Raw genomic sequence first — 23,942 nt, forward strand, 5'->3', positions numbered from 1 at the left:
TTTTGTTGTCGGTAGTCCTGTCAGGCAGGGCGAAAATGCGCCCCCCGGTCCCCGTTGTAAAAATGGGTTCTATTGATTTCTTTAATGGGGTGAACATGAGGTTGTCCCTGGAACAGCTGGCGGCCTTCTCGGCGGTGGCCAGCGAGCGCTCGTTTTCCGCCGCAGCACGCAAGCTGAACAAGTCGCAGTCGGCGATCAGCATCTCGATCTCCAACCTGGAGATCGACCTGGGAGTCAGCCTGTTCGATCGCAGCCACCGCTATCCGCAACTGACCACCGAGGGCAGCGCCTTGCTGCGTGATGCCGAGGCAATCCTCAATCAGTGCTTCAACATGGAGAACCGCGCCAACAGTCTGGCGAAGGAGTTGGAAACGCAGGTGGTGATCGCCCTTGACGACGCAATCCCCTATCCGGCGCTGGCGGATGCGCTGACGGACTTCAGCCAGAACTTCACCCACGTCGACCTGAACGTGCTACACCCGTCGGCACAGGACTGCCTGGCGATGATTGCGCAAGAGAAGGCGCTGCTGGGGGTGATCTGCACGCGCACGCACTACCCCCGCAGCCTGCAGTTCAAGCGCCTGGGCAGCATCACTTTCACCAATGTCGCTCACCGCGACCACCCACTGGCGAAGATGGACGACATCAGCTTTCCCGAGCTGAGCAACTACCGGCAGTTGATCTACCTGCCGTTCCAAGACAAGTTGCCCACCAGTGAGTACCTCGACTCGCCCAACCACTGGCGCGTGGAAAGCTACCTGACTCTGTTCGACATGCTCAGACGCGGACTGGGTTGGGCGACGCTGCCCAAGCGGCTGATGGAAGACCTGAATCGCGGCGAAGAACTCGTCGAGCTGAAGCTGGCGGCGTACCCCTTTACCGAATGGACTGTGGGCGTCGACCTGGTGTGGTCCTCATCGGCTCGCTCCGGCCTGGCAGGAACCTGGCTGCGGGAAACCCTAGGCCGGAGTGTCGTTATCGCCTAAAACCAATGCGCGAAGTACCACTCCTCGAATGGTTCAAATTGGCGAGTGCTAACGTCTTCCACCTGGCGCATGGTCATGGTTGGCGCGAAGCAGGTCGACAGGGTGTGTGGTTTTCTCGTGGCCGCGGTGGTGGGCGATGAACCAGGGCAGATAGGTGTCGTCGATGAAGTCGCGCAGGGTAGGGGAGGTGGCCGCTGTGCGACCTTGCGCGATGGCCAGGGGATCGCGGTGCTCATGGGCCTCTGCTAGGTAACAGGTGGCCTCCTGGCGGGCCTGGTCGAGCGTCATCTTGCCGACTCGGCCGAGCGTGACATTCTTGTTTTGCGCCCCGGTGACCATGTAGCTCATGTGTCCGCTGGGCAGCACGCGGATGAACAGCCCCGGCTGGCTGGTGTCGTGGACGCGGTAAGGCTTATCTGCAGGTTTCAGGCCGTTGAGCAGTTTCAGGCTGAACTTGGTTTTCATGGCTTTCCGTGACAGCAGCGTGACAGCAAAAAGCGCTATACGGGTGCATTTCCCAGTACTCAATCAGACATAAAGCCTTGATATTACTGGCATGTGCGTGGTCTGGAAGGGCCTTTGATGGTTCTTCTAAGGGGAAGGGTTCGAACCCACTCTGGGACGCCATTTTCCCCGCACGTTCATGACTCCTCATCGCTCCTACCGCTAGCCGCCTGTGCTTGCGGTGCCTTGCGCTGCGCGCTTGACTGAAAGATGGGGGCTCACCTCACGGGAGAACTCAGATGCTCAAGCGCTTGATCCCCTTGTTAATGGTGGCGTTGTTCATCGCGATCAGTGGCTCGTCTTGCGATGGCGGCGGCGGTGGTGGCGGTGGCTCGCAACAGAGCGAGCCCATGGGCGGCGGCGGAGGCGGCGGCGGTTACTAGCGCGAACGAGCCCCGCCTGGTGCGGGGCTTTTCATGTCTGGTGCCCGTTGCAGGCAGCTGCAGCGATCAGCGGGTCATTGGCAGCGCCGCGCCGATCAGCGCGAACAGCGTCCCGCAGCCGCGATTGAAGCCCTTGCCGCCACGCTCCAGCCAGGGGCGGACCCTGAACGCCAGGCGTGCCAACAGATACTCCACCAGGAACTCCGTTGCGGCGAAGGTCGCCGCCATCACCACGAATTGGGCAACCAGGGAACGCTGCAGGTCGATGAACTGCGGCAGGAATGCCCCGTAGAAGAGCAGCACCTTGGGGTTGGCAATGGCGGACAGGAAGCCCTGGCGGAACAGGCTGGAGGCCGGGGGCGTAGCCGCGCCGGTCAGGGGATTCAGGCGAAGCGGCGGCGATCTCCAGAGCTGGATGCCCAGCCACACCAGATAGGCACCACCCACCCACTTGAGCACCGTCAGCGCGGCTGAAGAGGCTTCCAGCAGGGCGCCCAGCCCGAACATCGCCAGGGCGATCAACAGGCTGAAGCCGGTAACCCCGCCGACGATGGTGAACAGCGTCCGTTTCGCTCCATGCAGCGCCCCGTGGGTCAGGGCGAGGAGGCTGTTCGGGCCGGGGGTGAGCGAGAGGCCGATGGTGGCGATGAAGTAGATCAGCCAGGTTTCCAGTGCCATGTGTGGGTCCTCGTTGAAGGCTGGGGCCAGTCTAGGGGCACAAGGTGATTGCATGAGGTATTTTCTGGACATTGACGGGTAGGTTCAGGACATACCGATCATGCATGACGACACCCTCCAGCCCGACGTTCGCTTCCTGTTGCTGCCGCTTCCCGAGTTCAGCCTGCTGCCCTTCGGTGGCTTTCTCGACAAGCTGCGTTTCACCGGCGATGAGGAAGACTACAGCCGCCAGCGTTACTGCAGTTGGACGATCCTCGGCCTCGCGCATGGGCATGTCCTGTCCAGCAGCGGGGCTGCGCTCCAGGTGGATGCCAGTGCGGACGAGGTGACCCTCGCCGAATACGACTATCTGGTGGTGTTCGGCGGGCGCAGTGCAGGTGCCACCGAGGCGCTCGCCCCGCGCTACCGGCCGCTCCTGCGCAAGGCGGCTGCGCAGGGCGTGAAACTGGTCTGCATCGATAACGCGAGCTTCCTGTTCGCCGCCTGCGGCCTGCTGTCTGGCCACAAGGTGGTGGTGCACTGGCGGCACGAGGCCGAATTCCGTGCCTCGTTTCCGCGCATCCAGTTGCAGCGGGACCGGCTCTACTGGCTCGACGGTAATCGTATTTCCTGCGCCGGCGGCGCTGCTGCCATCGATCTGGCGGTGGAGTTGTTGTCCCGAGCGTGCGGCCGCACCAAGGCACTCAAGGGGCTGGCCGACATGCTGGTGGATGAAAGCCGCAGCAGCGAGCACCGGTTGCGTTCACGGGAGGCCGAAGTCATGCACGGGCGGCAAGTGGATCGCGCTATCGCCCTGATGAGGCAGTTGATGGCTTCGGCGACCGGTGCTGACGAACTGTCTGATGTGGTTGGCATCAGCCGCCGCCAGCTGGACCGCTTGTTTCAGGCCAGCCAGGGCATGACGGTGAAGGCCTATTGGACCGAGATGCGCCTGAACCACGCGAGGTGGCGCCTGCTGAACTCCAACCACAGCCTGGCGCTGATCGCCGATGAGATTGGCGCAGTGGATACCAGCCACCTGGCGAGGTTGTTCCGCAAGCGCTTCGGCATCTCACCTGCTTCCTTCCGCATGCAGGAAAGGGCACGGGTGGAACGCATAGGCGAGTAGGGCCGCGTCCTGCATCGCGAATGAATTCGTTCCCACAGCTATCGGAGCCGCCAAATCATACGGCTAGAATGCCCGCACTTTCCCGTTCTGAGGTTCCGTCGCCATGCTCAGCGCTGAGCTCAAGGCCTTCTATATGGTTGCCCGCCTGGGCAGCATCACCCAGGCGGCGAAGAAGCTCGGCCTCAGCCAGCCGACCGTGACCACCCAGATCCGCAACCTGGAAGCCCAGTACGGCGTCGAGCTGTTCCATCGTGGAGGGCGCCGCCTGACGGTGAGCGAGGAAGGGGCGAAGCTGCTGCCCATGGTCAAGGTCCTGCTGCAGCAGGAGGCCGACATCGAATTCTTTCTGCGCAACTGCGGGCAGATGCAGGGCACCCTGCGCATTGGCGCTACCGCGCCGTACTACATCCTCGACCTGGTGCGCAGCTTCCGCGAACGCTTTCCGCAGATCGATGTTTCCCTGGATATCGGCAACTCCCAGCAGGTGATCGAGGCGCTGGAGGAATACCGCGTCGATCTCGCTGCCTCCTCGCAGAAACTGGACGACGCCCGCCTGGTGCGCATGGTGCTGGGCAGCGACCCGTTGGTGTTGGCCGTACACCGTGAACACCCCCTGGCACGACGCAAGTCGGTGAGCCTGGAGGACCTGAAGGGCCACTGCCTGCTGATGCGCGAGCCCGGCTCCACCACCCGCCAGCTCACCGAGGACATGCTCAAGGACGCCGGCATCTCCATCGGTCCGCTGCTGGAAATCGGCAGCCGTGAATCCATCCGCGAGGCGGTGATCCGCAACCTCGGCATCAGCATCATCGCCCGCCACGAAGTGCCGGATAACCCGGAGCTGCGGGTGATCGAACTCAAGGGCGCGCCGCAGATCGACGAATACCTCTATTGCCTCAAGGAGCGCCGCCAGGCGCGCTTGCCGGCGGCCTTCCTCGCAGTGGCGCGGGATACCCTCTCCCCCAGCCCCTCTCCCTGAAGAGGAGAGGGGAGCTGATCCGTGCCGCCATCGTCCATGTCGTTCCGATGAACACCGGTGCGGCCGGCTGATCATCGAATCGGCAGGCGCGAGTCACCCCTCGCCCGCTTGCGGGAGAGGGGCCGGGGGAGAGGGCGGGCCTATCCCAAATCCGCCAATGACACTATCGGCGTAATTTGCCCAACCGCCATCTGACGTTCGCATTGCCTCCCTAGCATCACCCTCGTCGAGTCGTGCCCCCGCGCACGCCAACTGCTCAACGAGGTACCGCCATGACCCCAGCCGATCACCACGCCACCCATATGCGGGTGCGAGATATCCACAAGCGCTTCGGCCATTTCACCGCATTGGGTGGCGTGTCTCTGGATATCGCCGAAGGCGAGCTGGTGTGCCTGCTGGGCCCGTCCGGTTGTGGCAAGACCACACTGCTGCGCTGCATCGCCGGCCTGGAGCAACAGGACAGCGGCACCCTGCATATCGGCTCGCGGGATATCTCGCGCCTCCCGCCCCAGGCCCGTGACTACGGCATCCTGTTCCAGTCCTATGCACTGTTCCCCAATCTGACGGTGGAGCAGAACATCGCCTACGGCCTGTCCGGTAGCGGCCGCGAGCAGGTTCGTGTCCGCGTCGCCGAGATGCTGGAACTGGTGGGCCTGGCGGGTAGCGAGAAGAAATTCCCCGGCCAGCTCTCCGGCGGCCAGCAGCAGCGCGTGGCCCTGGCCCGCGCCTTGGCTCCCGCACCGTCATTGCTGTTGCTGGACGAGCCGATGTCCGCGCTGGACGCCCGCGTCCGCGAGCACCTGTGCACCGAGCTGCGCCAACTGCAGAAGCGCCTGGGCATCACCACGCTGATGGTCACTCACAACCAGGACGAGGCCATGCTGATGGCCGACCGCATCGCGGTGATGAACCAGGGCCGCGTGGAGCAATACGGTTCGCCCCAAGACATCTATCGCCAGCCGGCGACGCCCTTCGTCGCCGAGTTCGTCGGCCAGGGTAACTGGCTGCCCTTCGACTCGCGCTTCAATGGTCATGCCCGAGTCGGCGCCCTCGACCTGCGCCTCCCTGAGACCGCTGGAAGTGCCACCAGCGGCCGCCTGTTCTGCCGCCCCGAAGCCATCGCAATCAACCCGTCCGAGCAGCAGGACAATCGCTTCCGTGCCCAGGTGCGGGAAATCACCTTCCTTGGTAACCGCTGCCGCATGAGCTTCGAGCTGGAGCAACTGCCGGGCCATGCCCTGCTGGCCGAGCTGGACCCGGAAAGCCTGCCGCGCCTCGGCACTCCGGATATCTGGGTGGCCCTGCCGTCCCGCAGCCTGCAGGTGTTCGCCTGAGATGGAATCCGTGATCAAGCTGGATAAGGTTCCGGACAAGGGCTCCTTGCGTGGCGACCTCGGTGACCGCCTCTTCGTGACCGGCGGCAAATACCTGTTCCTCGGCCTGCTGATCCTCGCGGTGCTGTTGCCGTTGCTGGCGATCTTCTGGCGCGGTTTCAGCGGCGAGGCGGGGCAGGGTGGTGGTCTTGTTGCGGCGAAGGACTTGCTCGTCAGCGCCAACTTCCACTGGCTGCTGGGCAACAGCCTGAAGGTATCCCTGAGCGTCGCCTCCATCGTGGTGCCCACGGCCTACCTGTTCGCCTATGCCTTGCAGCGCACGCTGATCCCGGCCAAGGGCCTGTGGCGGGGGATTTCCCTGCTGCCGCTGCTGGCGCCGTCGATGCTGCCGGGCATCGCGCTGATCTACCTGTTCGGCAACCAGGGCCTGCTGCGCGACTGGCTGCCGGACAATATCTACGGCTTCTGGGGCATCGTCCTGGGCGAAGCCATCTACACCTTCCCCCATGCGCTGATGGTGCTGCTCTCGGCCCTGGGCATGGCGGATGCGCGCCTGTTCGACGCCGCCGCGAGCATGGGTGCCGGCCCCTGGAAGGCCTTCCGCAGCATCACCTGGCCGGCCACCCGCCAGGCCGTGTTCGCGGCCTTCTGCCTGGTGTTCACCCTGACCATCACCGACTTCGGCGTGCCCGTGGTCGTCGGCGGCGACTACCAGGTGCTGGCGCTGGAGGCCTACAAGGCGGTGGTCGGCCAGCAGCAGTTCGGCCGTGGCGCGCTGATCGGCATGGTGCTGCTGCTGCCCGCGCTGCTCAGCTTCGGCGTCGATGCCTGGCTGCGCCGCCGCCAGGGCGAGGCCATGAGCGGCCGCGCACAGGTCTTCCACCCGGCGTCGTCGAAGGTCCGCGATGCCTGCTTCCTGGCGCTGGTGCTGGTGGTCTGCGCGGTCCTGCTGCTGGTGCTGGGCATGGCGGTGTATTCGTCGCTGGTGAAGTTCTGGCCCTACAACCTGTCGCTGTCCTTGCGTCACTACGCCTTCGAGGAAACCGCCGGCGGCGGCTGGCTGGCCTACCGCAACAGCCTGACCCTGGCTACTTGCACGGCGATCTTCGGCAGCGCGCTGATCTTCACTGGCGCCTACCTGATGGAGAAGACCCGTGGTCAGCAATGGCTGAACCAGGCGTTGCGCCTGCTCAGCTTCGTGCCCATGGCGGTACCCGGCCTCGTGCTCGGCCTGGGGTACGTATTCTTCTTCAACCTGCCAGGCAACCCGCTGCACGCGCTCTACGGCAGCATGGCCCTGCTGGTGATCTGCTCCATCGCGCACTTCCTCACCACCGCGCAGATGACAGCCACCACCGCACTGCGCCAACTGGATGGTGAGTTCGAAGCCGCCGCGCTGTCGCTCAAGGCCCCGCTCTGGCGCCACTACCTGCGGGTGACCGTGCCGATCTGCCTGCCAGCGCTGCTGGACATCATCCGCTACCTGTTCGTGTCGGCCATGACCACCGTGTCCGCCGCCATCTTCCTCTACAGCCCCGACAGCATCCTCGCCGCCGTGGCCGTGTTGAACATGGACGACGCCGGCAACGTCGGCGGCGCGGCCGCCATGTCCACCCTGATTCTGCTGACCTCTGCCACGGTTTCCCTGCTGCTGGCCTGGGCCTCGCGCGGGCTGCTGCGCCGTTCCCAAGCCTGGCGCCAGGGTGCACCGACCACCCCCTGAACAACCACAAACCGCAAGCCAACCCCGACAAGGAGCTTTCCATGTTCAAACGCCTCGCACTCGCCGCCGCCGTTGTGGCCGGCTTCAGCCTCCAGGCCCAGGCCGCCACCGAGCTAACCGTCTACACCGCCCTGGAAGCCGAGCAGCTGTCGGCCTACAAGAAGGCCTTCGAAGCGCAGAACCCGGATATCGAGATCAAGTGGGTGCGTGATTCCACCGGCATCATCACCGCCAAGCTGCTGGCCGAGAAAGACCGCCCGCAAGCCGACGCCGTGTGGGGCCTGGCCGCGTCCAGCCTGGCCATCCTGGACCAGCAGGGCATGCTGGAGAAGTACGCGCCCAAGCACCTGAACACCATCGGTGCCAACTACCGCGACGCCGCCAACCCGCCGGCCTGGGTGGGCATGGACGTGTGGGCCGCGACCATCTGCTTCAACACCGTGGAAGCCGAGAAGCAGGGCCTGAGCAAGCCCGGCAGCTGGGAAGACCTGACCAAGCCCGAGTACAAGGGCAAGATCGTGATGCCCAACCCGGCGTCCTCCGGTACCGGCTTCCTCGACGTCAGCGCCTGGCTGCAGACCTTCGGCGAGAAGCAAGGCTGGGCCTACATGGATGGCCTGCACCAGAACATCGGCCAGTACGTCCATTCCGGCTCCAAGCCGTGCAAGCTGGCCGCCGCCGGCGAATTCCCCATCGGCATCTCCTTCGAGTACCCGGCCGTGCAGCTGAAGCGCCAGGGCGCGCCGCTGGACATCGTCCTGCCCAAAGAAGGCCTGGGCTGGGAAATCGAAGCCACCGGCATCGTCAAGGGCACCGACCAGATGGAAGCGGCCAAGAAGCTCGCCGACTTCTCCGCCAGCCCGGCCGCCATGGATCTGTACAAGGAGAACTTCGCCGTCCTCGCCGCCCCCGGCATCGCCAAGCCGCAGACCGAACTGCCGGCCGACTACGAGCAGCGCCTGATCAAGAACGACTTCGCCTGGGCCTCGCAGAACCGCGACCAGATCCTGGCCGAATGGCGCAAGCGCTACGACGGCAAGTCCGAGAAGCTGCCGCAGTAGTAAGGCACGGCGCCGTCGGCTCCCTCTCCCCAACCCTCTCCCTGAAGGGAGAGGGAGCTGGTCGGTACAACGATTGACATGGGTTCGCCCCGGGACTTCTGGAGCGAATCCGAATCGCTTCCAGGATGAACGCGTCGTCCGCCCTGCGCTGGGGCGACCCCCTCTCCCTTCAGGGAGAGGGCGGGGAGAGGGGACGTGACACCAGGAGAACTCCATGCCCCTGCAAGACACCGATATCGCCATCGTCGGCGCCGGGATCCTCGGCCTTTCCCACGCCTACGCCGCTGCCCGTCGCGGCCTGCGCGTCAGCGTCTTCGAGCGCAGCGCCACGCCGCTGGGCGCGTCGGTGCGCAACTTCGGCCAGGCGCTGGTCACCGGTCAGCCACCGGGCCCGATGCATGCGCTGGCCCGCGCCAGCCGCGAAATCTGGGCCGACTGGGCCGAGGCGGTCGGTTTCGACATCCGCCGCAATGGCTCCCTGCTGTTCGCCCGTACCCGCGCCGAAGAGGAGCTGCTGGAAGCCTTCTGCGAAGTACGCGCCCCCGAGCATGGCTACCGCGTCGAGCTGCTGCGTGGTGATCGCCTGCACGACCTCTACCGGGGCCAGTTCAGCCACCATCGCGCCGCGCTGCTGGGGCTGGACGACCAGCAGATCTATTCCCGCGAGGCCATTCCCGTGCTGGTGGACTACCTGCGCCGCGAGCATGGCGTCGAGTTCCACTTTTCCACCCTGGTACGCGACGTCGAACCGGGGGTTATCCACAGCACCAAAGGCAGCTGCCGCGCCGAGCAGATCGTCATCTGCTCGGGGCACGACTACCAGACTCTCCTGGCTGAGCAGATCGCGCCGCTGCAACCCCAGGTGTGCCGCCTGCAGATGCTGCGGGTGCGCCCGGAACGTGATTTCGGCCTGAACCAGGCGGTGCTCACGGGCCTCTCCTGCGTGCACTACGGCGCGTTCGCCGACCTGCCGGAAGCCGAGGCCATCCGCGAACAGATCCAGAGCGAGCAGCCGGAGCTGGAGGAAAACGGCATCCACCTGCTGGTCAGCCCGACGCCCTATGGCGAGCTGATCGTTGGCGATTCCCACCACTACGGCAGCGATGCCTCGCCCTTCAATGCCGAAGCGGTGGACGACATCATGCTGGCGCTGGCCGAGCACACCCTGGGCACCCGCCTGAAAGTGGTGGAGCGCTGGCAGGGCGTCTACGGCGCCCGTGGCCCCGGCCCGTTCTCGGTACTCAAGGCCGCTCCCGGTGTGACGGCGGTGCTGATGCACAGTGGCGTCGGCATGAGCATCGGCCCGGCGCTGGGTGAGCGGACCATGGCGGGGATGCTGGCTTGATCCGGTAGGGGTGAGAGACCGTAGGTTGGTCCGAGGAACGAGGCCCAGCGAAATGGGCGGGGCCGTGGATCGTTGGGTTTCGCTTCGCTCAGTGGCAACCCGCTTTGTGGGAGCGAATTTATTCGCGAATGAATTCGCTCCCACAAGAGCAAGTCGGCTTTTGGGGTTCAATCCAACCGCTTATGCACCCGCATCACCGCAACGGTGAGCATCACCAGGGTGAACACCACCAACACCACCAGTTCCAGCCAGAGGTCGGCGAGGCCCGCGCCGCGCAGCATGATGCCGCGGGTCAGGCGCAGGAAGTGGGTCAGCGGCAGGATTTCCGCTATCCACTGCGCCGCCACGGGCATGCCGGCGAAGGGGAACATGAAGCCAGAGAGCAGGATCTGCGGCAGGAAGGTGAAGAAGGCCATCTGCATGGCCTGGAACTGGCTGCGCGCGAGGGTGGAGATGAACACGCCCAAAGTCAGGCTGGCGAAGATGAACACCAGGGACGCGCCGTAGAGCTCCAGCAGCGAGCCGCGCACCGGCACTTCGAACAGCCACAGCCCTACCAGCAGGATCACGGTCACCTGCACCAGGCCGATGCCGACGAAGGGCAGCACCTTGCCCAGGGTCAGTTCCCAGGGCGAAACCGGCGTGGTGATCAGCAGTTCCATGTTGCCGCGCTCGCGCTCGCGCACCAGGGCGATGGCGGTGAACAGCACCATGGTCATGGTCAGGATCACGCCGATCAGCCCCGGCACCGTGTTCAGCGGCGCCAGGCGTTCCGGGTTGTAGAAGTTCACCACCTGCACGCCGATCAAGTTGGGCCAGCCGGGCAGGGGATAGGCCGCCAGTTGCCGGGCCGAGGCCTGCACCACCTGGTCGGAGCCATCCACCACCAGCTGTAATGGCGGGCGGTCCTTGCGTTGCAGGCGCGCCTCGAAGTCCGGCGGCACCACCAGGGCGGCGCTGATGCTGCCTTCGCGCAGCAGCTTGTCCAGTTCCTGGGGCGTGGCGAGCTGGTAACGGAAGTCCAGCACCTGGCTGGCCCCGAGTTCGGCCACCACTTCGCGGGAACGGGCAGTGTCCGCCTGGTCCAGCACGGCGGCGTGCAGGCCGCGCACATCCATGTTGATGGCGTAGCCGAAGAGCACCAGCTGCATGATCGGGATGCCGACGATCATGGCGAAGGTCAGGCGGTCGCGGCGCAGCTGGCGCAGTTCCTTGAGGACGATGGCCCCCAGGCGGCGCAGGTTCATGACGGGGCTCCGGCCCGCTCCAGCGGGCGGTGGGTGACGGCGACGAAGACGTCTTCGAGGTTGGCCTCGGTGGGCTTCACCTCGGCTTCGACGCCTTGTTCGGCCAGGCGCCGGGCGATGCGCTCCTGGGCGTCGTCGACGGCACTGAGCACGCGCAGCGTGGCGCCAATCTGCGCCATGGCGATGACTTCCTCGGCGCCTTGCAGGGCACGCTGGGCCTGGCGCGGCTGGGCGCACTCCACCACCAATGGGCGGCCGGGCAGGGCGGCCATCAGTTCGGCGGGGCTGCCATCGGCCACCAGACGGCCGGCGTCGAGGATGCCGAGGCGGGTGCAGCGTTCGGCTTCGTCCATGTAGTGGGTGGAGACCAGCAGGGTGGTGCCGGCTTCGGCCAGTTCGAACAGCGAATCCCAGAATTCCCGGCGCGACTGCGGGTCCACGGCGCTGGTGGGTTCGTCGAGCAGCAGTAGGTCCGGCTTGTGCAGCACTGCACCGGCCAGCGCCAGGCGCTGTTTCTGGCCGCCGCTCATGGTGCCGGCAAGCTGCTTGCGGCGGTCTGCCAGCCAGTAGCGCTCCAGCAGTTCGTCGATGCGCTGGCGGGCCTGGCGGCGGTCCAGTCCCTGGACGGTGGCGAGGAATTCCAGGTTCTCGCCCACCGTCAGGTCCTCGTAGAGGGAGAACTTCTGGGTCATGTAGCCGATGCGCCGCTTCAGCGGTTCGGCGTCCTGGGGGATGCGGCAGCCGAGCACTTCGATCTCGCCGGCGCTGGGCAGCAGTAGGCCGCAGAGCATGCGGATGGTGGTGGACTTGCCGCAGCCATTGGGGCCGAGGAAGCCGAAAACTTCGGCGCGGTTGACGTGCAGGTTCAGCCCGTCGACCGCGGTGAGCTGGCCGAAACGCTTGGTCAGGCCGTTCGCGCGAATGACGGCTTCGTTACTGTTCATGGCTCACTCGCTCCGCCTGCACCGGCAGGCCGGCGGGCAGCTTGCGCGCCGCCTCGCCTTGCAGCACCAGCTCGGCGCGATAGACCAGGCGGCTGGCGTCTTCGCCGGTCAGGGCGAAGTAGGGGGTGAAGCTGGACTCGCTGGCGATGCTGCGCACGGTGGCATCGAAGGGCTCGGCCACGCCTTCAACCTTCACCTTCAGGGAATCGCCAATGGTGATGTTCGGCCGCACGGAGGCCGGCACGTAAACCCGCGCGTAAGGCGCATCGCCCACCAGCAGGCTGACCAGCTCGGCATTCAGCGGCGGCTGGTCGCCGGGCTTGAAGGGCAGGGCGTCGACCCGTCCGGCGCGGGGCGCGCGCAAGCTGAGGTGTTCGCGGGTGACTTTCAATTGAGCCAGACGGCCCTGGGCGGCCTGGAGCAGCGCGGTCGCCTGCTCGATCTGCTCCGGGCGGGTGCCGTTGGTGAGTTCTCGCAGCTGGGCATCGGCGTTGTTCACGGCGGCGCTGGCCTGGTCGCGGGCGGCGCGGGCGCGGTCCAGTTCGGCGATGGCAACCTGGCGGCGCTGGTAGAGGGAGGCGATGCGCTGGAAGTTGCGCTCGGCGTCGGTCAGCTCCGCGCGGTTGCGATTGAGGGTGGCGCGAGCGGCGTCCACTGTCTCGCTGCGGGCGCCGTTGCTCAGTTCGTCCAGCCGCGCCCGGGCCTGGCCGACATCGCCTTCGGCTTCCTTGACGCGGGCGTCGAGGCGGCGGGGGTCGAGTTCCAGCAGCAGCTGGCCTTCCTGTACCTGGTCGCCTTCGGCCACGCGCCAGGCGAGGATAGTTTCCGAGGCTTCGGCGGGCAGGCCGATGCGGTCCCATTCCAGGGTGCCGAGTAGCGCCTGCTGGTCAGTGTCTTCGCAACCAGTGAGCAGGGTGAAGGCCAGCAGGCAGGGAAGCAGGCGTTTCATGGCTTCACCTCCAGGCCGCGTTCGAGCAGGGCCATGATGTGTTTCACCATGGCTTCGTCGCCCAGTTCCGGGGTGGCGAAGATGCCGCGCCAGATCTGCCCGGCGGCGTAGGGCAGCATGACTAGTCCGACCAGGGAAACCACCAGCAGGCGTGGGTCGATGTCAGGATTCAGGCGACCGCCGGCCTGGGCCTTGGCGAAGCGCTCGGCCAGCAGGACCGGCACCATCGGTGCGAAGCGGCTGGTGAGCATTTCACGCAGCGCGCCGCCTTCGCAGAGCACTTCACGCACCCACAGCGGCGGCAGCCAGGGATTGCGGCTGAGGTTGGCGCTCATGCCGCGCACGAAGGCGCTGACCAGATCCAGCGGATCGTCGCCGACCTGTTGCAGGCGCTCGGCCATGCCCTGGAACAGGGGGAGCAGACGCTCTTCCACCAGGGCATCCACCAGGCGTTCCTTGTTGCCGAAGTAGTAGTTGACCAGGGCCGGGGTCACGCCGGCCTGCTGGGCGATGCCACGCAGGCTCGCGGCGTGGATGCCGATGTGGGCGAAGGCGTCGGTGGCGGCGTCCAGCAGGCGTTCGCGCTGGAGCTGGGAATCGCCCGTGGGGCGGCCTGGGGAACGGGGGCGGGTCACGGTAACCATCTCCGGGCAAGTGGGATGATTAATTTAAATAGTCATTTAATTAATTAACAACCGGAAGCCGACGAACGTAAAAGTCGCCTCTGGACGGCATTATGTTAGGAGGCTAATAATAAGCCTTGCGTATAGCCTGCCGACTCCGGCGGGCTATCTTCAATTTCACACTCACCTTCTTTGGACCTTGCCTGTGCGCGATACCCTGCGTGCCTTCGTTGCGCCCGACATCCCGGCGCTGCAGTTCGCGATCAAGACCCTGCTGGGCGGCGCGCTCGCGCTCTGGTGCGCCTTCCGCTTCGACCTCCAGCAGCCGCAGTGGGCATTGATGACGGCCTTCATCGTGGCCCAGCCGCTGTCCGGCATGGTGGTGCAGAAGGGGTTGGCGCGGTTGCTCGGCACCCTGGTGGGGACGGTCATGTCGGTGACCATCGTCGGCCTGTTTGCCCAGACGCCGTGGCTGTTCCTGCTGGCGCTGGCCACGTGGCTGGGCATCTGCACCGCCGCGTCCACCATGATGCGCAGCGCCTGGTCCTACTCCTTCGTGCTGGCCGGTTACACGGTCGCCATCATCGGCCTGCCGGCCATCGCCCATCCGCTGACGGTGTTCGATCAGGCGGTGGCGCGCTCCACGGAAATCTGCCTGGGAATTCTCTGCGCCACGCTCACCAGTGCGCTGCTCTGGCCGCAGCGGGTGGAGCGCCAGCTGGCCCGCCAGGCGCGGGATGCCTGGCAATGCGGTATTCAGGCGTCGCTCTCCGCCCTGAAAGGGGAGCGCCAGGAGCGCCAGGGCCTGCTCGGTGTGCTCGGACGCATAGTGGCCGTGGACGCCCAGCGTGAGCACGCCTGGTTCGAGGGCAACCGTGGCCGCCAGCGCGCGGTGGCGTTGCAGGTGCTTAGCCGCGATCTGCTCAGTCTGTTGCGCCTGGCCCGTGGCGTGGCGCGACAGTGGCGCCAGCTGGGGGAGGGCGAGGTCGAGCAGTTGCGGCCCTGGCTGGAGGAGGTGGAACTGGCCCTGGCCGAACCCGACACCACTCGCCTGGATGATGTGCGCGACCGCTTGCTGGCGGCGTCCGAAGATGAGGCTCTGTCCACCGTCCAGCAATACTGCCTGGGCCGTCTGGCGATGGTGATGCGCCAGGCCTCCGCGGCAGTGACCGCCATGCACGCGGTGGAGCAGGGACAGGCCCCGGAGGATGCGCCGCCGCCGCTGTCGACCCACCGCGATGTGCAGACCGCCGCCATCTACGGCCTGCGCAGCGCCCTGGCCTTTCTCGGCCTATCGGCCTTCTGGCTGGCTACGGCCTGGACTTCGGCCGTCGGCGCGCTGACCCTGACCTGCGTGATCTGCGGCCTGTTCGCCAGCCGCGAGAATGCCGAGCAGATCGGCATGATGTTCCTGCGCGGAATTCTCTATGCACTGCCGGTGGCCTTCATCGTCGGCCAGTTGTTCCTGCCCCAGCTCAGCGGTTTCCCGATGCTCTGCATGGCCCTTGGTGTGCCGCTGTTCTTCGGCGCGCTGGGCATGGCCAAGCCGGCCTTGGGTGCGACGGCCACTTCCTTCTGCCTGCACTTCATCGTGCTCTGCGCGCCGCAGAACGTGATGCGCTTCGACGTCGGCCTGTTCTTCAACGAGGCCATCTCCATGCTGCTGGGAGTTGGCTTCGCGGTGTTCACGTTCCGTCTGATTCGCCTGCGCAACCCGGTGTGGCATGCCCGGCGCCTGCTCAAGGCATCGCTTTCCGACCTGGCGCGCCTTACCGGCGTGCGGCTGGCCGGTGCGGAGAACTGGTTCGGCGGCCGTATGGCCGACCGCCTGCTGCAGCTGGCGCGGCTCTATCCGGTACTGCCGGAACAGAGCCGCAGCCGCTGGGACGACGGCATCGCCAGCCTGGACCTGGGCGACGAGCTGCTGCACCTGCGGCGTTGCCTGGCGGCGGCAGACCGATCATTGGGCGTCTCCGAGGACCGCTTCATGCGCAACCTCGAGCGCGTCCTGATGCAGGGGCCGGCGCCCGGTCGCGCCCAGGCCCTCGACGAACCCGTCGGTGATTTGCTGGAGGCCCTGCGTGGAGCGGGCCGCAGCATCGACCGTCGCCTGGCCCAGGCGGCGCTGTTGCAATTGCAGCAGAGCTGGCGGCAATGGTGTGAACAACAGGAGGCGAGCCATGGGCTTGCGTGAATGGTCCCTGGGCGGCGTGTTGCTCAGCCCCTTTCTGCTTTATGCGCTGCTGGCACTGCTGGTGACCGGCGTGCTGCGCATTGGCCTGGCGCGAGTCGGGCTGGCGCGCTGGATCTGGCACGAGGCATTGTTCGACTGTGCCCTGTATGTCTGTGTACTGGCCGCGCTGGTCGCGCTGACCGGGCACTGGTGAAGGAGAGAAAGATGCGTTCGATGTTGCGTGTGCTGGTAACCCTCACCCTGGTCGTGGTGGCCCTGGTGTCCGGCTATGGTCTCTGGCAGCACTACATGCTTGCACCCTGGACCCGCGATGCGCGGGTGCGCGCCGATGTGGTGGTGATATCGCCGGACGTGTCCGGCTGGGTCATGGAGCTCAAGGTCCAGGACAACCAGCAGGTGAAGGCTGGCGACCTGTTGCTGAGCATCGATCGCGAGCGCTACCAGGCAGCCCTGGAGAAGGCCCGCGCTGTGGCCGACACGCGCCAGCACCAGCTGCGTCTGCGTGAACACGAGGCATCCCGCCGCGAGCACCTGGGGCCCCAGGCCATCAGCGCGGAGCTGCGCGAGAACGCCCTGATCACTGCCGAGGTGGCTCGCGCCGAGTTCCGCGAGGCCCAGGCGGAAGTGAAGGTGGCCGAGCTGAATCTGGCCCGCAGCGAACTGCGCGCGCCCCGCAATGGCCAGGTCACCAACCTGCGCCTCGCCCAGGGCAACTACGTCGGCGCTGGCCAGCCGGTGATGGCGCTGGTGGACGACGGCTCCTTCTATGTCCAGGCCTATTTCGAGGAAACCAAGCTGCCGCGCATCAAGGTCGGTGCACCGGTGAAGGTCTGGCTGATGAGTGCGGGGGAGCCGCTGACCGGCAAGGTGGAAAGCATCAGCCGCGGCATCACCGACCGCAACGCGATTCCGGATACCCAGTTGCTGGCGAACGTCGAGCCGACCTTCAACTGGGTGCGCCTGGCCCAGCGGATTCCGGTACGGATCAAGCTGGACAAGGTGCCGGATGATGTGACGCTCAGTGCAGGCATGACGGCCAGTGTGACGGTGGAGGAGTAGGGCGGGGTCTTTTTCGCGAATGAATTCGCCCCCACAGGAAAAACAAGGAACTACCCGGCTGGCAGGGATAGCTCCCTCTCCCTCAGGGAGAGGGCGGGGGTGAGGGAAGTGCGAGCCGCGTCGGGGTCACAAGGTCAGGACTGCGCCCTGCTTGGCGAATGAATTCGCCCCTACAGGAAAAGCGGACGACGGTCTGACTGGCACAAACTGCTCCCTCTCCCGCTTGCGGGAGAGGGTTGGGGTGAGGGGAATAGGGGCTTGCAGGGATATGAAGATTGGGATTGTTGGGCTTCGTTCCTCAGCACCAACCTACGGCAGGATTGCGTCCTGCTTGGCGAATGAATTCGCCCCCACAGGAAAAGCGGACGACTGCCCGGCGGGCACGGACTGCCCCCTCTCCCGCTTGCGGGAGAGGGTTGGGGTGAGGGCAGACGAATGCCCAACAAAAAAGCCCGGATTCGATCCGGGCTTTTTCATATCCAGCGCAATCAGCCGATGGTGATCGGCGGCAGCTCCGGCAGTTCCACCGAGAGCTGCTGCTTGGGCGCCAGCACTTCGGCTTCGCCATCCACGACCTGGTCGGCGTTCTGGTTGAACACGCGGGTGGCGATGCGCACGCGGTTCTTCGGTAGCTTCTCGAGGATTTCCAGTTCCACGGTCAGGGTGTCGCCGAGCTTCACCGGACGGGTGAACTTGAGTTGCTGGCCGAGGTAGATGCTGCCCGGGCCGGGCATTTCGCAGGCGATGGCGGCGCTGATCAGGGCGCCGGTGAACATGCCGTGGGCGATGCGCTCCTTGAACATGGTGGTGGCGGCGTACTCAGCGTCCAGGTGCACCGGGTTGCGGTCGCCGGAGACGGCGGCGAACAGCTGGATGTGACGCTCTTCGACGGCGGTGGAGAAGGTGGCTTTCTGGCCGACTTCCAGGGCGTCGTAAGTGAAGTTGGTTACCTGGCTCATGCGGTCTCCTTGGCTTGCGTTGGGTGGTGCCGGCTGTGGGCAAGGGCCTGTTCCAGCCAGTCGATCAGATCGTTGGTCACTTCGTCGCGGTTGCTCTCGTTGAGCAGCTCGTGGCGGGCGTCGGGGTAGATGTTCAGTTGCACGTCCCTGATGCCGGCCCGGCGCAATGCCTGGGCCAAATCCTGCAGGCGCCGGCCTTCGCTGACCGGGTCGCGCTCGCCGCCGATCACCAGCAGCGGCAGGTCGGGGTCTATCTGCGCCAGGTGCTTGGGCGGGGTGATATTCTGAAGCCCGCCGAGCAGGTCGAGCCACAACTGGTTGGTGCAGCGGAAGCCGCAGAGCGGGTCGCCCACGTACTTGTCCACTTCCACCGGGTCGCGGCTCAGCCAGTCGAAGGCCGTTCGGTTGGGCTTGAAGGCCTTGTTGAAGGAGCCGAACGAGAGGAACTCGATCAGCGCGCTGCGGCCCTCCTTGCCCTGGCGCCAGCGCTCGAAGCGGGCCACCAGTGCGGCCACCTTGTACAGCGCCACCGGCTGGTAGTTGGAGCCGGACAGGATTGCGCCCTGCAGGCTGGAGCTGTGCTGCATCAGGTAGGCCTGGCCGATGTAGCTGCCCATGCTGTGGCCCAGCAGGAAGATCGGGGCCTGCGGGTGCTGCTGGCGGATGTGGTGGTTGAGGCTGGCCAGGTCGCCGATGACCTTGTTCCAGCCATCATCCGCGGCGTACTGGCCGAGGACGCCATGCTTGGCGCTGCGGCCATGGCCGCGCTGGTCCAGTGCGTAAAGCTCGAAGCCGGCGGCCACCAGGGCCTCGCCCAATCGCGCATAGCGGCCGCCATGTTCGGCCATGCCGTGGGAGAGCATGACCACCGCCCTTGGCGGGGCTTCGCCGGACCAGTGGTTGACGTACAGGGGCACTGCATCGCTGGCGTCGAGCCAGAAAGCATCGTGGCGCATGGCCGATCCTTTTGCCGGGGAATCGGCGCATTGTGCACGGGCGCGGGGGTGGCGCAAAGCCTGCTCAGTTGGGGGCGACGTTATGGCGTTCGAGGATGCGCCGGTACTCGCCGCTGGCCAACAGGTCCCTGAGGCCACGCTCGTAGACTTGCGCCCAGTCCGGCTGTCCGGGGCGCGGCGTGGTGAAACCCGCCAGCAGGGGAACGCGTTCCAGCGCCGGCGGCTGCCATTGGAGCTTGCCGCGCAGGTGTTCGTCCGTGGCGATCAGGTACTGGCCCACCGCGCGCTCCAGCAGCACCAGGTCAAAACGCCGGGCATCCAGCTTGCGCAGGTTGGAGATGTCGTCCACCGCCTCTTCGGCGCTGAATCCCGAGTGCAGCACACTGGTCGGATAGCCGTAGCCCCTGACCACGCCTACCTTGCGTCCCTTGAGTTCGGCCAGGTCCTTGAATTCGATCGGCGTGTCCTTGCGCACGAAGAATCCCAGCTCGCTATAGAACAGCGGGCGTGATGCGTGGAGCTTTTCCTCCACCACTTCCCGCGGCCAGAGGGCCAGGGCGCCTTGGTAGTGGCCGCTGTGCAGGGCGGCGCGCACGCGCGCCCAGGGCATGAAGTCCACCTGGACCTTGTAGCCCTGGGTGGCAAAGGCGCGGGTGGTGAGTTCGATGATGCTGCCGCCCTGTGGCAGGGACTGCGAGCAATAGGGCGGATATTCCAGGGTGGCCAGGCGCAGATCAGCGCGGACGCCGCCGCTGAGGAGCAGGCAGGACAGCAGTGCCCACAGGGCCGGAGGGAGACGCATGGGGGATAGGTAATCCAGATGTCATGTTCTTGTTCGAATGCTAGGCGAATCTAACTGGACTATCGGCAAGATTCACGTGGTCAATGACACCCAGTCGCATATTTGCGCTGCGCGATGGAGCTGCTAAGTTCCGGGCAGTCCCGCAGTGCGGGCCAGACAATTTCAGGGCTTAGAGGATAAGAACAATGCAACCTGATTTCTGGAGCGACAAACGCCCGGCCGGCGTGCCCAACCAAATCGATCTGGCCGCCTACAAATCAGTGATCGAGGTGTTCGAGCGATCCTGCAAGAAGTTCGCTGACCGCCCGGCCTTCAGCAACCTGGGCGTGACCCTGACCTATGCCGAGCTGGATCGCCTGTCCGCCGCCTTCGCTGCCTACCTGCAGAAGAACACCGACCTCAAGCCCGGCGACCGCATCGCCGTGCAGATGCCCAACGTCCTGCAATACCCCATCGCCGTGTTCGGCGCCCTGCGCGCCGGCCTCATCGTGGTCAACACCAACCCGCTGTACACCGCCCGCGAGATGCGTCACCAGTTCAAGGACGCCGGGGTGCGTGCGCTGGTCTACATCAACCTGTTCGGCAAGCTGGTCGAGGAGGTGTTGCCCGATACCGAGATCGAGTACCTGATCGAAGCGCGCATGGGTGACTTGCTGCCGAGCCTGAAGGGCTGGCTGGTCAATACCGTGGTGAAGTCGGTGAAGAAGATGGTCCCGGACTACCACTTGCCCCAGGCGGTCCACTTCAAGGACGTGCTAAGGCAGGGCCAGGGCCATGCGCTGAAACCGGTGCGGGTGAGCCTGGAAGACATCGCCGTGCTGCAGTACACCGGCGGCACCACCGGCGTGGCCAAGGGCGCGATGCTGACCCACGGCAACCTGGTGGCCAACATGCAGCAGGTGGACGCCTGCCTGTCGCAGCTCGGCCCGGATGGCTCGCCGCTGATGAAGCAGGGCCAGGAAATCATGATTGCGCCGCTGCCGCTGTACCACATCTATGCCTTCACCGCGAATTGCATGTGCATGATGGTCAACGGCAACCACAACATCCTCATCACCAACCCGCGCGACATCGGCGGCTTCATCAAGGAGCTGAAGAAGTGGCGCTTCTCCGCGCTGCTGGGCCTGAACACCCTGTTCGTCGCGCTGATGGACCACCCCGAGTTCAAGAGCCTCGACTTCTCCAACCTCAAGGTCACCAACTCCGGCGGTACCGCGCTGGTCAAGGCCACCGCCGAACGCTGGCAGGCCCTCACCGGTTGCTCGGTGGTGGAAGGCTACGGCCTGACCGAAACCTCGCCCGTGGCCAGCACCAACCCCTACGGCAACCAGGCGCGCCTGGGCACCGTGGGCATCCCGGTGCCGGGCACCGCTTTCAAGACCATTGATGACGCGGGCAACGAACTGCCCCTGGGTGAGCGCGGCGAGCTGTGCATCAAGGGCCCGCAGGTGATGAAGGGCTACTGGCAGCGTCCTGAAGCGACCGCCGAGGTGCTGGACGCCGACGGTTGGCTGAAGACCGGCGACATCGCGGTGATCGACCCGGACGGCTTCGTGCGCATCGTCGACCGCAAGAAGGACCTGATCATCGTCTCCGGCTTCAACGTCTACCCGAACGAGATCGAAGACGTGGTCATGGCCCACCCGAAGGTCGCCAACTGCGCGGCCATCGGTGTGCCGGACGAGAAATCCGGCGAGGCGGTGAAGCTCTTCGTGGTGCCGCGCGAAGGCGGCGTCAGCGTCGAGGAGCTGAAGGCCTACTGCAAGGAAAACTTCACCGGCTACAAGGTACCCAAGCACATCGTGCTGAAGGACGCCCTGCCGATGACCCCGGTGGGCAAGATCCTGCGTCGCGAACTGCGCGATATCGCCTGACCGAAAGGGCAGGGCGGGTCCTCCGTCCTGCCCTCGCTCCGCCCGCCCCATCTTCCCCCTGCTTTTTGCACGGACGGCTTGTCCGACAGTCCGATCCCTTCCTTGAGAACCCGTGAAAGCCGCGGAATACGCCGTTTGTCGGCGAATTAGAGTTCAGACTCCAAATATGACCAGTGGCACCGTTTTGGGTCACTTTTATGACTGGCAAGGGCTGGTTTGGTGCTGGTGAGCCTCTTTTAAAGCTGATACTCTCGGCGCGTTTTTTTGCCCGTTCGGGCGCACAATCGCACAGAACACAACAAACAACTGTCCCTTGGAGGACAGTGAAATCAGCTGTTGCTTAGGAGTGGGCCTCCATGACCGAAAACTTCTGGAAGGACAAATATCCAGCGGGCGTTCCTGCCGAGATCAACGCCGACCAATACCCCAACGTCCAGGCGGTATTGAAGGAGTCCTGCCAACGCTTTGCCGACAAGCCCGCATTCAGCAACCTGGGCAAGACCCTCACCTACGGTGAGCTCTACGAACTTTCCGGTGCCTTCGCCGCCTACCTGCAGAACCACACCGACCTCAAGCCCGGCGACCGCATCGCCGTGCAGCTGCCGAACATCCTGCAGTACCCGGTGGTGGTCTTCGGCGCCATGCGCGCCGGCCTGATCGTGGTCAACACCAACCCGCTGTACACCGCGCGGGAAATGGAGCACCAGTTCAACGACGCCGGCGCCAAGGCGTTGGTCTGCCTGGCCAACATGGCCCACCTGGCCGAGGAAGTGCTGCCCCGCACCGGCGTGAAACACGTCATCGTCACCGAAGTCGGCGACCTGCTGCCGACCTTCAAGCGCCTGCTGGTCAACGCCGTGATCAAGCACGTGAAGAAGATGGTGCCGCCGTTCAGCCTGCCCCAGGCAGTCAAGCTCAACGATGCACTGGCCAAGGGTCGTGGCCGCGCCGTCCGCGAAGTCAGTCCGCAGAGCGGCGACATCGCCGTGCTGCAATACACCGGCGGTACCACCGGTGTGGCCAAGGGCGCGATGCTGACCCACCGCAACCTGATCGCCAACATGCTGCAGTGCAAGGCATTGATGGGCGCCAACCTGAACGAAGGCTGCGAGATCCTCATCACCCCGCTGCCGCTCTATCACATCTACGCCTTCACCTTCCATTGCATGGCGATGATGCTGACCGGCAACCACAACATTCTCATTTCCAACCCGCGCGACCTGCCGGCCATGACCAAGGAACTGTCGAAATACAAGTTCACTGGTTTCGTCGGCCTGAACACCCTGTTCGTTGCCCTGTGCAACAACGAGGGCTTCCGCAAGCTGGACTTCTCCGCGCTGAAGCTGACCCTGTCCGGCGGTATGGCCCTGCAACTGGCCACTGCCGAGCGCTGGAAGCAGGTCACCGGTTGCGCCATCAGCGAAGGCTACGGCATGACCGAAACCAGCCCGGTGGTATCGGTGAACCCCTTCCAGAGCATCCAGATCGGCACCATCGGCATCCCGGTCCCGTCCACCCAGTGCAGGGTGGTGGACGAAGAGGGCAAGGACGTCGGCCTGGGCGCGCCCGGCGAGCTGTGCGTGAAAGGCCCGCAGGTGATGAAAGGCTACTGGCAGCGCCAGGAAGCTACCGACGAAATCCTTGATGCTGACGGCTGGCTGAAGACCGGCGACGTCGCGGTGATCCAGGACGACGGCTTCATGCGCATCGTCGACCGCAAGAAGGACATGATCCTGGTCTCCGGCTTCAACGTGTACCCGAACGAACTGGAAGACGTGCTGGCGACCCTGCCGGGCGTGCTGCAGTGCGCCGCCATCGGCGTGCCGGACGAGAAATCCGGCGAGGCGATCAAGATGTTCGTGGTGGCCAAGCCCGGCGTCAGCCTGACCAAGGAACAGGTGATGGAGCACATGCGCAGCAACGTCACCGGCTACAAGGTGCCGCGCGCCATCGAGTTCCGCGATGCGCTGCCGACCACCAACGTCGGCAAGATCCTGCGCCGCGAACTGCGTGACGAAGAGTTGAAGAAGCTCAAGGCGAAGCAGGAAAAGGCCCAGGCCTGATCCCGCTGAACTACCCGACAAGGCCCCGCACTCGCGGGGCCTTGTCGTTTCTGGTGGTCTACGGCGCTGATGAGGCTTGGACCTGCAGGGGCGAATGAATTCGCCCCTGCAGGTCCAAGCCTGCGCCGGGGGAAATCTGCGACAATTCCGCCCTTGCCGAAAACGACAGCA

22 protein-coding genes are annotated in these 23,942 nt (G+C 65.3%); 13 read left to right on the forward strand and 9 right to left on the reverse strand.

The window, feature by feature from the left end:
- Nucleotides 1–95 precede the first annotated feature (95 nt).
- Nucleotides 96–986: a LysR family transcriptional regulator gene (locus E8E91_RS25770; protein ID WP_280379775.1), complete on the forward strand. Its 891-nt coding sequence runs from the start codon at nucleotides 96–98 to the stop codon at nucleotides 984–986.
- A gap of 48 nt (nucleotides 987–1,034) precedes the next feature.
- Here the strand turns inward: E8E91_RS25770 and E8E91_RS25775 are convergent, their stop codons facing one another.
- Entirely contained in the window at nucleotides 1,035–1,451 is a 417-nt protein-coding gene (locus E8E91_RS25775) for an Arm DNA-binding domain-containing protein (protein ID WP_280379777.1), read from the reverse strand.
- 278 nt (nucleotides 1,452–1,729) lie between these two features.
- On the opposite strand from E8E91_RS25775, the gene E8E91_RS25780 reads away from it, so the two are divergent.
- Entirely contained in the window at nucleotides 1,730–1,873 is a 144-nt protein-coding gene (locus tag E8E91_RS25780) for a hypothetical protein (protein WP_280379778.1), read from the forward strand.
- A 66-nt stretch (nucleotides 1,874–1,939) separates the two neighbouring features.
- On the opposite strand, the gene E8E91_RS25785 is transcribed toward E8E91_RS25780, so the two are convergent.
- Nucleotides 1,940–2,551: a LysE family transporter gene (locus tag E8E91_RS25785; protein ID WP_280372392.1), complete on the reverse strand. Its 612-nt coding sequence runs from the start codon at nucleotides 2,549–2,551 to the stop codon at nucleotides 1,940–1,942.
- Nucleotides 2,552–2,651: 100 nt separating this feature from the next.
- Between E8E91_RS25785 and E8E91_RS25790 the strand changes: the two genes are divergently transcribed.
- The 6 genes from E8E91_RS25790 to E8E91_RS25815 all read left to right on the forward strand — a co-directional run bounded on the left by E8E91_RS25790 (nucleotide 2,652) and on the right by E8E91_RS25815 (nucleotide 10,101).
- Complete coding sequence (locus tag E8E91_RS25790; protein ID WP_280379780.1) at nucleotides 2,652–3,659, forward strand: helix-turn-helix domain-containing protein; 1,008 nt, start codon at nucleotides 2,652–2,654, stop codon at nucleotides 3,657–3,659.
- A gap of 103 nt (nucleotides 3,660–3,762) precedes the next feature.
- Complete coding sequence (locus E8E91_RS25795) at nucleotides 3,763–4,638, forward strand: LysR family transcriptional regulator (protein ID WP_280379782.1); 876 nt, start codon at nucleotides 3,763–3,765, stop codon at nucleotides 4,636–4,638.
- A 272-nt stretch (nucleotides 4,639–4,910) separates the two neighbouring features.
- Nucleotides 4,911–5,972 carry a putative 2-aminoethylphosphonate ABC transporter ATP-binding protein gene (locus E8E91_RS25800; RefSeq protein WP_280379783.1) on the forward strand — a complete coding sequence of 354 codons (1,062 nt, stop codon included), beginning with the start codon at nucleotides 4,911–4,913 and terminating at the stop codon, nucleotides 5,970–5,972.
- A 1-nt stretch (nucleotide 5,973) separates the two neighbouring features.
- Entirely contained in the window at nucleotides 5,974–7,695 is a 1,722-nt protein-coding gene (locus E8E91_RS25805) for a putative 2-aminoethylphosphonate ABC transporter permease subunit (protein WP_280379784.1), read from the forward strand.
- Nucleotides 7,696–7,736: 41 nt separating this feature from the next.
- Nucleotides 7,737–8,756 (forward strand): putative 2-aminoethylphosphonate ABC transporter substrate-binding protein, encoded by a 1,020-nt coding sequence (locus E8E91_RS25810; RefSeq protein WP_280379786.1) that lies wholly within the window; start codon nucleotides 7,737–7,739, stop codon nucleotides 8,754–8,756.
- Between the two features lie 214 nt (nucleotides 8,757–8,970).
- Nucleotides 8,971–10,101 carry a TIGR03364 family FAD-dependent oxidoreductase gene (locus E8E91_RS25815; RefSeq protein ID WP_280379787.1) on the forward strand — a complete coding sequence of 377 codons (1,131 nt, stop codon included), beginning with the start codon at nucleotides 8,971–8,973 and terminating at the stop codon, nucleotides 10,099–10,101.
- A 167-nt stretch (nucleotides 10,102–10,268) separates the two neighbouring features.
- On the opposite strand, the gene E8E91_RS25820 is transcribed toward E8E91_RS25815, so the two are convergent.
- From E8E91_RS25820 to E8E91_RS25835, 4 genes are read right to left on the reverse strand one after another with little or no spacing between them, the layout of a single operon-like run.
- On the reverse strand, nucleotides 10,269–11,348 hold the full coding sequence (locus tag E8E91_RS25820; RefSeq protein ID WP_280379789.1) for an ABC transporter permease: 1,080 nt from the start codon (nucleotides 11,346–11,348) through the stop codon (nucleotides 10,269–10,271).
- Nucleotides 11,345–12,292, reverse strand: a complete 948-nt coding sequence (locus tag E8E91_RS25825; RefSeq protein ID WP_280379790.1) for an ABC transporter ATP-binding protein — start codon at nucleotides 12,290–12,292, stop codon at nucleotides 11,345–11,347. The genes E8E91_RS25820 and E8E91_RS25825 overlap by 4 nt, the downstream gene beginning before the upstream one ends.
- A complete protein-coding gene (locus E8E91_RS25830) occupies nucleotides 12,282–13,241 on the reverse strand; it encodes a biotin/lipoyl-binding protein (protein WP_280379792.1) in 960 nt (319 codons plus the stop codon). The genes E8E91_RS25825 and E8E91_RS25830 overlap by 11 nt, the downstream gene beginning before the upstream one ends.
- Complete coding sequence (locus E8E91_RS25835; RefSeq protein ID WP_280379794.1) at nucleotides 13,238–13,876, reverse strand: TetR/AcrR family transcriptional regulator; 639 nt, start codon at nucleotides 13,874–13,876, stop codon at nucleotides 13,238–13,240. The genes E8E91_RS25830 and E8E91_RS25835 overlap by 4 nt, the downstream gene beginning before the upstream one ends.
- A 193-nt stretch (nucleotides 13,877–14,069) precedes the next feature.
- Here E8E91_RS25835 and E8E91_RS25840 point away from each other — a divergent pair, with 193 nt between their 5' ends.
- The 3 genes from E8E91_RS25840 to E8E91_RS25850 are packed head-to-tail and all read left to right on the forward strand — an operon-like array spanning nucleotide 14,070 to nucleotide 17,117.
- On the forward strand, nucleotides 14,070–16,058 hold the full coding sequence (locus E8E91_RS25840) for an FUSC family protein (protein WP_280379795.1): 1,989 nt from the start codon (nucleotides 14,070–14,072) through the stop codon (nucleotides 16,056–16,058).
- Nucleotides 16,045–16,251, forward strand: coding sequence for a DUF1656 domain-containing protein (locus tag E8E91_RS25845; protein WP_028626407.1), 207 nt, complete (start codon nucleotides 16,045–16,047; stop codon nucleotides 16,249–16,251). The genes E8E91_RS25840 and E8E91_RS25845 overlap by 14 nt, the downstream gene beginning before the upstream one ends.
- A gap of 11 nt (nucleotides 16,252–16,262) precedes the next feature.
- Nucleotides 16,263–17,117, forward strand: a complete 855-nt coding sequence (locus E8E91_RS25850; protein ID WP_280379797.1) for an HlyD family secretion protein — start codon at nucleotides 16,263–16,265, stop codon at nucleotides 17,115–17,117.
- Nucleotides 17,118–17,605: 488 nt separating this feature from the next.
- Here E8E91_RS25850 and E8E91_RS25855 read toward each other — a convergent pair whose 3' ends face one another.
- The 3 genes from E8E91_RS25855 to E8E91_RS25865 all read right to left on the reverse strand — a co-directional run bounded on the left by E8E91_RS25855 (nucleotide 17,606) and on the right by E8E91_RS25865 (nucleotide 19,834).
- Nucleotides 17,606–18,076 carry a MaoC family dehydratase gene (locus tag E8E91_RS25855; RefSeq protein WP_190834647.1) on the reverse strand — a complete coding sequence of 157 codons (471 nt, stop codon included), beginning with the start codon at nucleotides 18,074–18,076 and terminating at the stop codon, nucleotides 17,606–17,608.
- A complete protein-coding gene (locus E8E91_RS25860) occupies nucleotides 18,073–19,032 on the reverse strand; it encodes an alpha/beta hydrolase (RefSeq protein ID WP_280379799.1) in 960 nt (319 codons plus the stop codon). Before E8E91_RS25860 ends, E8E91_RS25855 begins: the two co-directional genes overlap by 4 nt.
- A 64-nt stretch (nucleotides 19,033–19,096) precedes the next feature.
- Complete coding sequence (locus tag E8E91_RS25865) at nucleotides 19,097–19,834, reverse strand: transporter substrate-binding domain-containing protein (RefSeq protein ID WP_280379801.1); 738 nt, start codon at nucleotides 19,832–19,834, stop codon at nucleotides 19,097–19,099.
- A gap of 185 nt (nucleotides 19,835–20,019) precedes the next feature.
- Between E8E91_RS25865 and fadD2 the strand changes: the two genes are divergently transcribed.
- Both fadD2 and fadD1 read left to right on the forward strand, forming a co-directional pair.
- Nucleotides 20,020–21,708, forward strand: a complete 1,689-nt coding sequence (fadD2, locus tag E8E91_RS25870) for a long-chain-fatty-acid--CoA ligase FadD2 (protein WP_280379803.1) — start codon at nucleotides 20,020–20,022, stop codon at nucleotides 21,706–21,708.
- Between the two features lie 356 nt (nucleotides 21,709–22,064).
- A complete protein-coding gene (fadD1, locus tag E8E91_RS25875) occupies nucleotides 22,065–23,771 on the forward strand; it encodes a long-chain-fatty-acid--CoA ligase FadD1 (RefSeq protein WP_280379805.1) in 1,707 nt (568 codons plus the stop codon).
- Nucleotides 23,772–23,942: the final 171 nt, after the last annotated feature.

The sequence above is a fragment of the Pseudomonas sp. BN515 genome, from assembly GCF_029873155.1.
Lineage (GTDB): Bacteria > Pseudomonadota > Gammaproteobacteria > Pseudomonadales > Pseudomonadaceae > Metapseudomonas.

Coding starts and splice junctions, on each gene's coding strand:
- E8E91_RS25770 (WP_280379775.1), top strand. CDS start 96: ATGAGGTTGTCCCTGGAACAGCTGGCGGCCTTCTCGGCGGTGGCCAGC.
- E8E91_RS25775 (WP_280379777.1), bottom strand. CDS start 1,451: ATGAAAACCAAGTTCAGCCTGAAACTGCTCAACGGCCTGAAACCTGCA.
- E8E91_RS25780 (WP_280379778.1), top strand. CDS start 1,730: ATGCTCAAGCGCTTGATCCCCTTGTTAATGGTGGCGTTGTTCATCGCG.
- E8E91_RS25785 (WP_280372392.1), bottom strand. CDS start 2,551: ATGGCACTGGAAACCTGGCTGATCTACTTCATCGCCACCATCGGCCTC.
- E8E91_RS25790 (WP_280379780.1), top strand. CDS start 2,652: ATGCATGACGACACCCTCCAGCCCGACGTTCGCTTCCTGTTGCTGCCG.
- E8E91_RS25795 (WP_280379782.1), top strand. CDS start 3,763: ATGCTCAGCGCTGAGCTCAAGGCCTTCTATATGGTTGCCCGCCTGGGC.
- E8E91_RS25800 (WP_280379783.1), top strand. CDS start 4,911: ATGACCCCAGCCGATCACCACGCCACCCATATGCGGGTGCGAGATATC.
- E8E91_RS25805 (WP_280379784.1), top strand. CDS start 5,974: ATGGAATCCGTGATCAAGCTGGATAAGGTTCCGGACAAGGGCTCCTTG.
- E8E91_RS25810 (WP_280379786.1), top strand. CDS start 7,737: ATGTTCAAACGCCTCGCACTCGCCGCCGCCGTTGTGGCCGGCTTCAGC.
- E8E91_RS25815 (WP_280379787.1), top strand. CDS start 8,971: ATGCCCCTGCAAGACACCGATATCGCCATCGTCGGCGCCGGGATCCTC.
- E8E91_RS25820 (WP_280379789.1), bottom strand. CDS start 11,348: ATGAACCTGCGCCGCCTGGGGGCCATCGTCCTCAAGGAACTGCGCCAG.
- E8E91_RS25825 (WP_280379790.1), bottom strand. CDS start 12,292: ATGAACAGTAACGAAGCCGTCATTCGCGCGAACGGCCTGACCAAGCGT.
- E8E91_RS25830 (WP_280379792.1), bottom strand. CDS start 13,241: ATGAAACGCCTGCTTCCCTGCCTGCTGGCCTTCACCCTGCTCACTGGT.
- E8E91_RS25845 (WP_028626407.1), top strand. CDS start 16,045: ATGGGCTTGCGTGAATGGTCCCTGGGCGGCGTGTTGCTCAGCCCCTTT.
- E8E91_RS25850 (WP_280379797.1), top strand. CDS start 16,263: ATGCGTTCGATGTTGCGTGTGCTGGTAACCCTCACCCTGGTCGTGGTG.
- E8E91_RS25855 (WP_190834647.1), bottom strand. CDS start 18,076: ATGAGCCAGGTAACCAACTTCACTTACGACGCCCTGGAAGTCGGCCAG.
- E8E91_RS25860 (WP_280379799.1), bottom strand. CDS start 19,032: ATGCGCCACGATGCTTTCTGGCTCGACGCCAGCGATGCAGTGCCCCTG.
- E8E91_RS25865 (WP_280379801.1), bottom strand. CDS start 19,834: ATGCGTCTCCCTCCGGCCCTGTGGGCACTGCTGTCCTGCCTGCTCCTC.
- fadD2 (WP_280379803.1), top strand. CDS start 20,020: ATGCAACCTGATTTCTGGAGCGACAAACGCCCGGCCGGCGTGCCCAAC.
- fadD1 (WP_280379805.1), top strand. CDS start 22,065: ATGACCGAAAACTTCTGGAAGGACAAATATCCAGCGGGCGTTCCTGCC.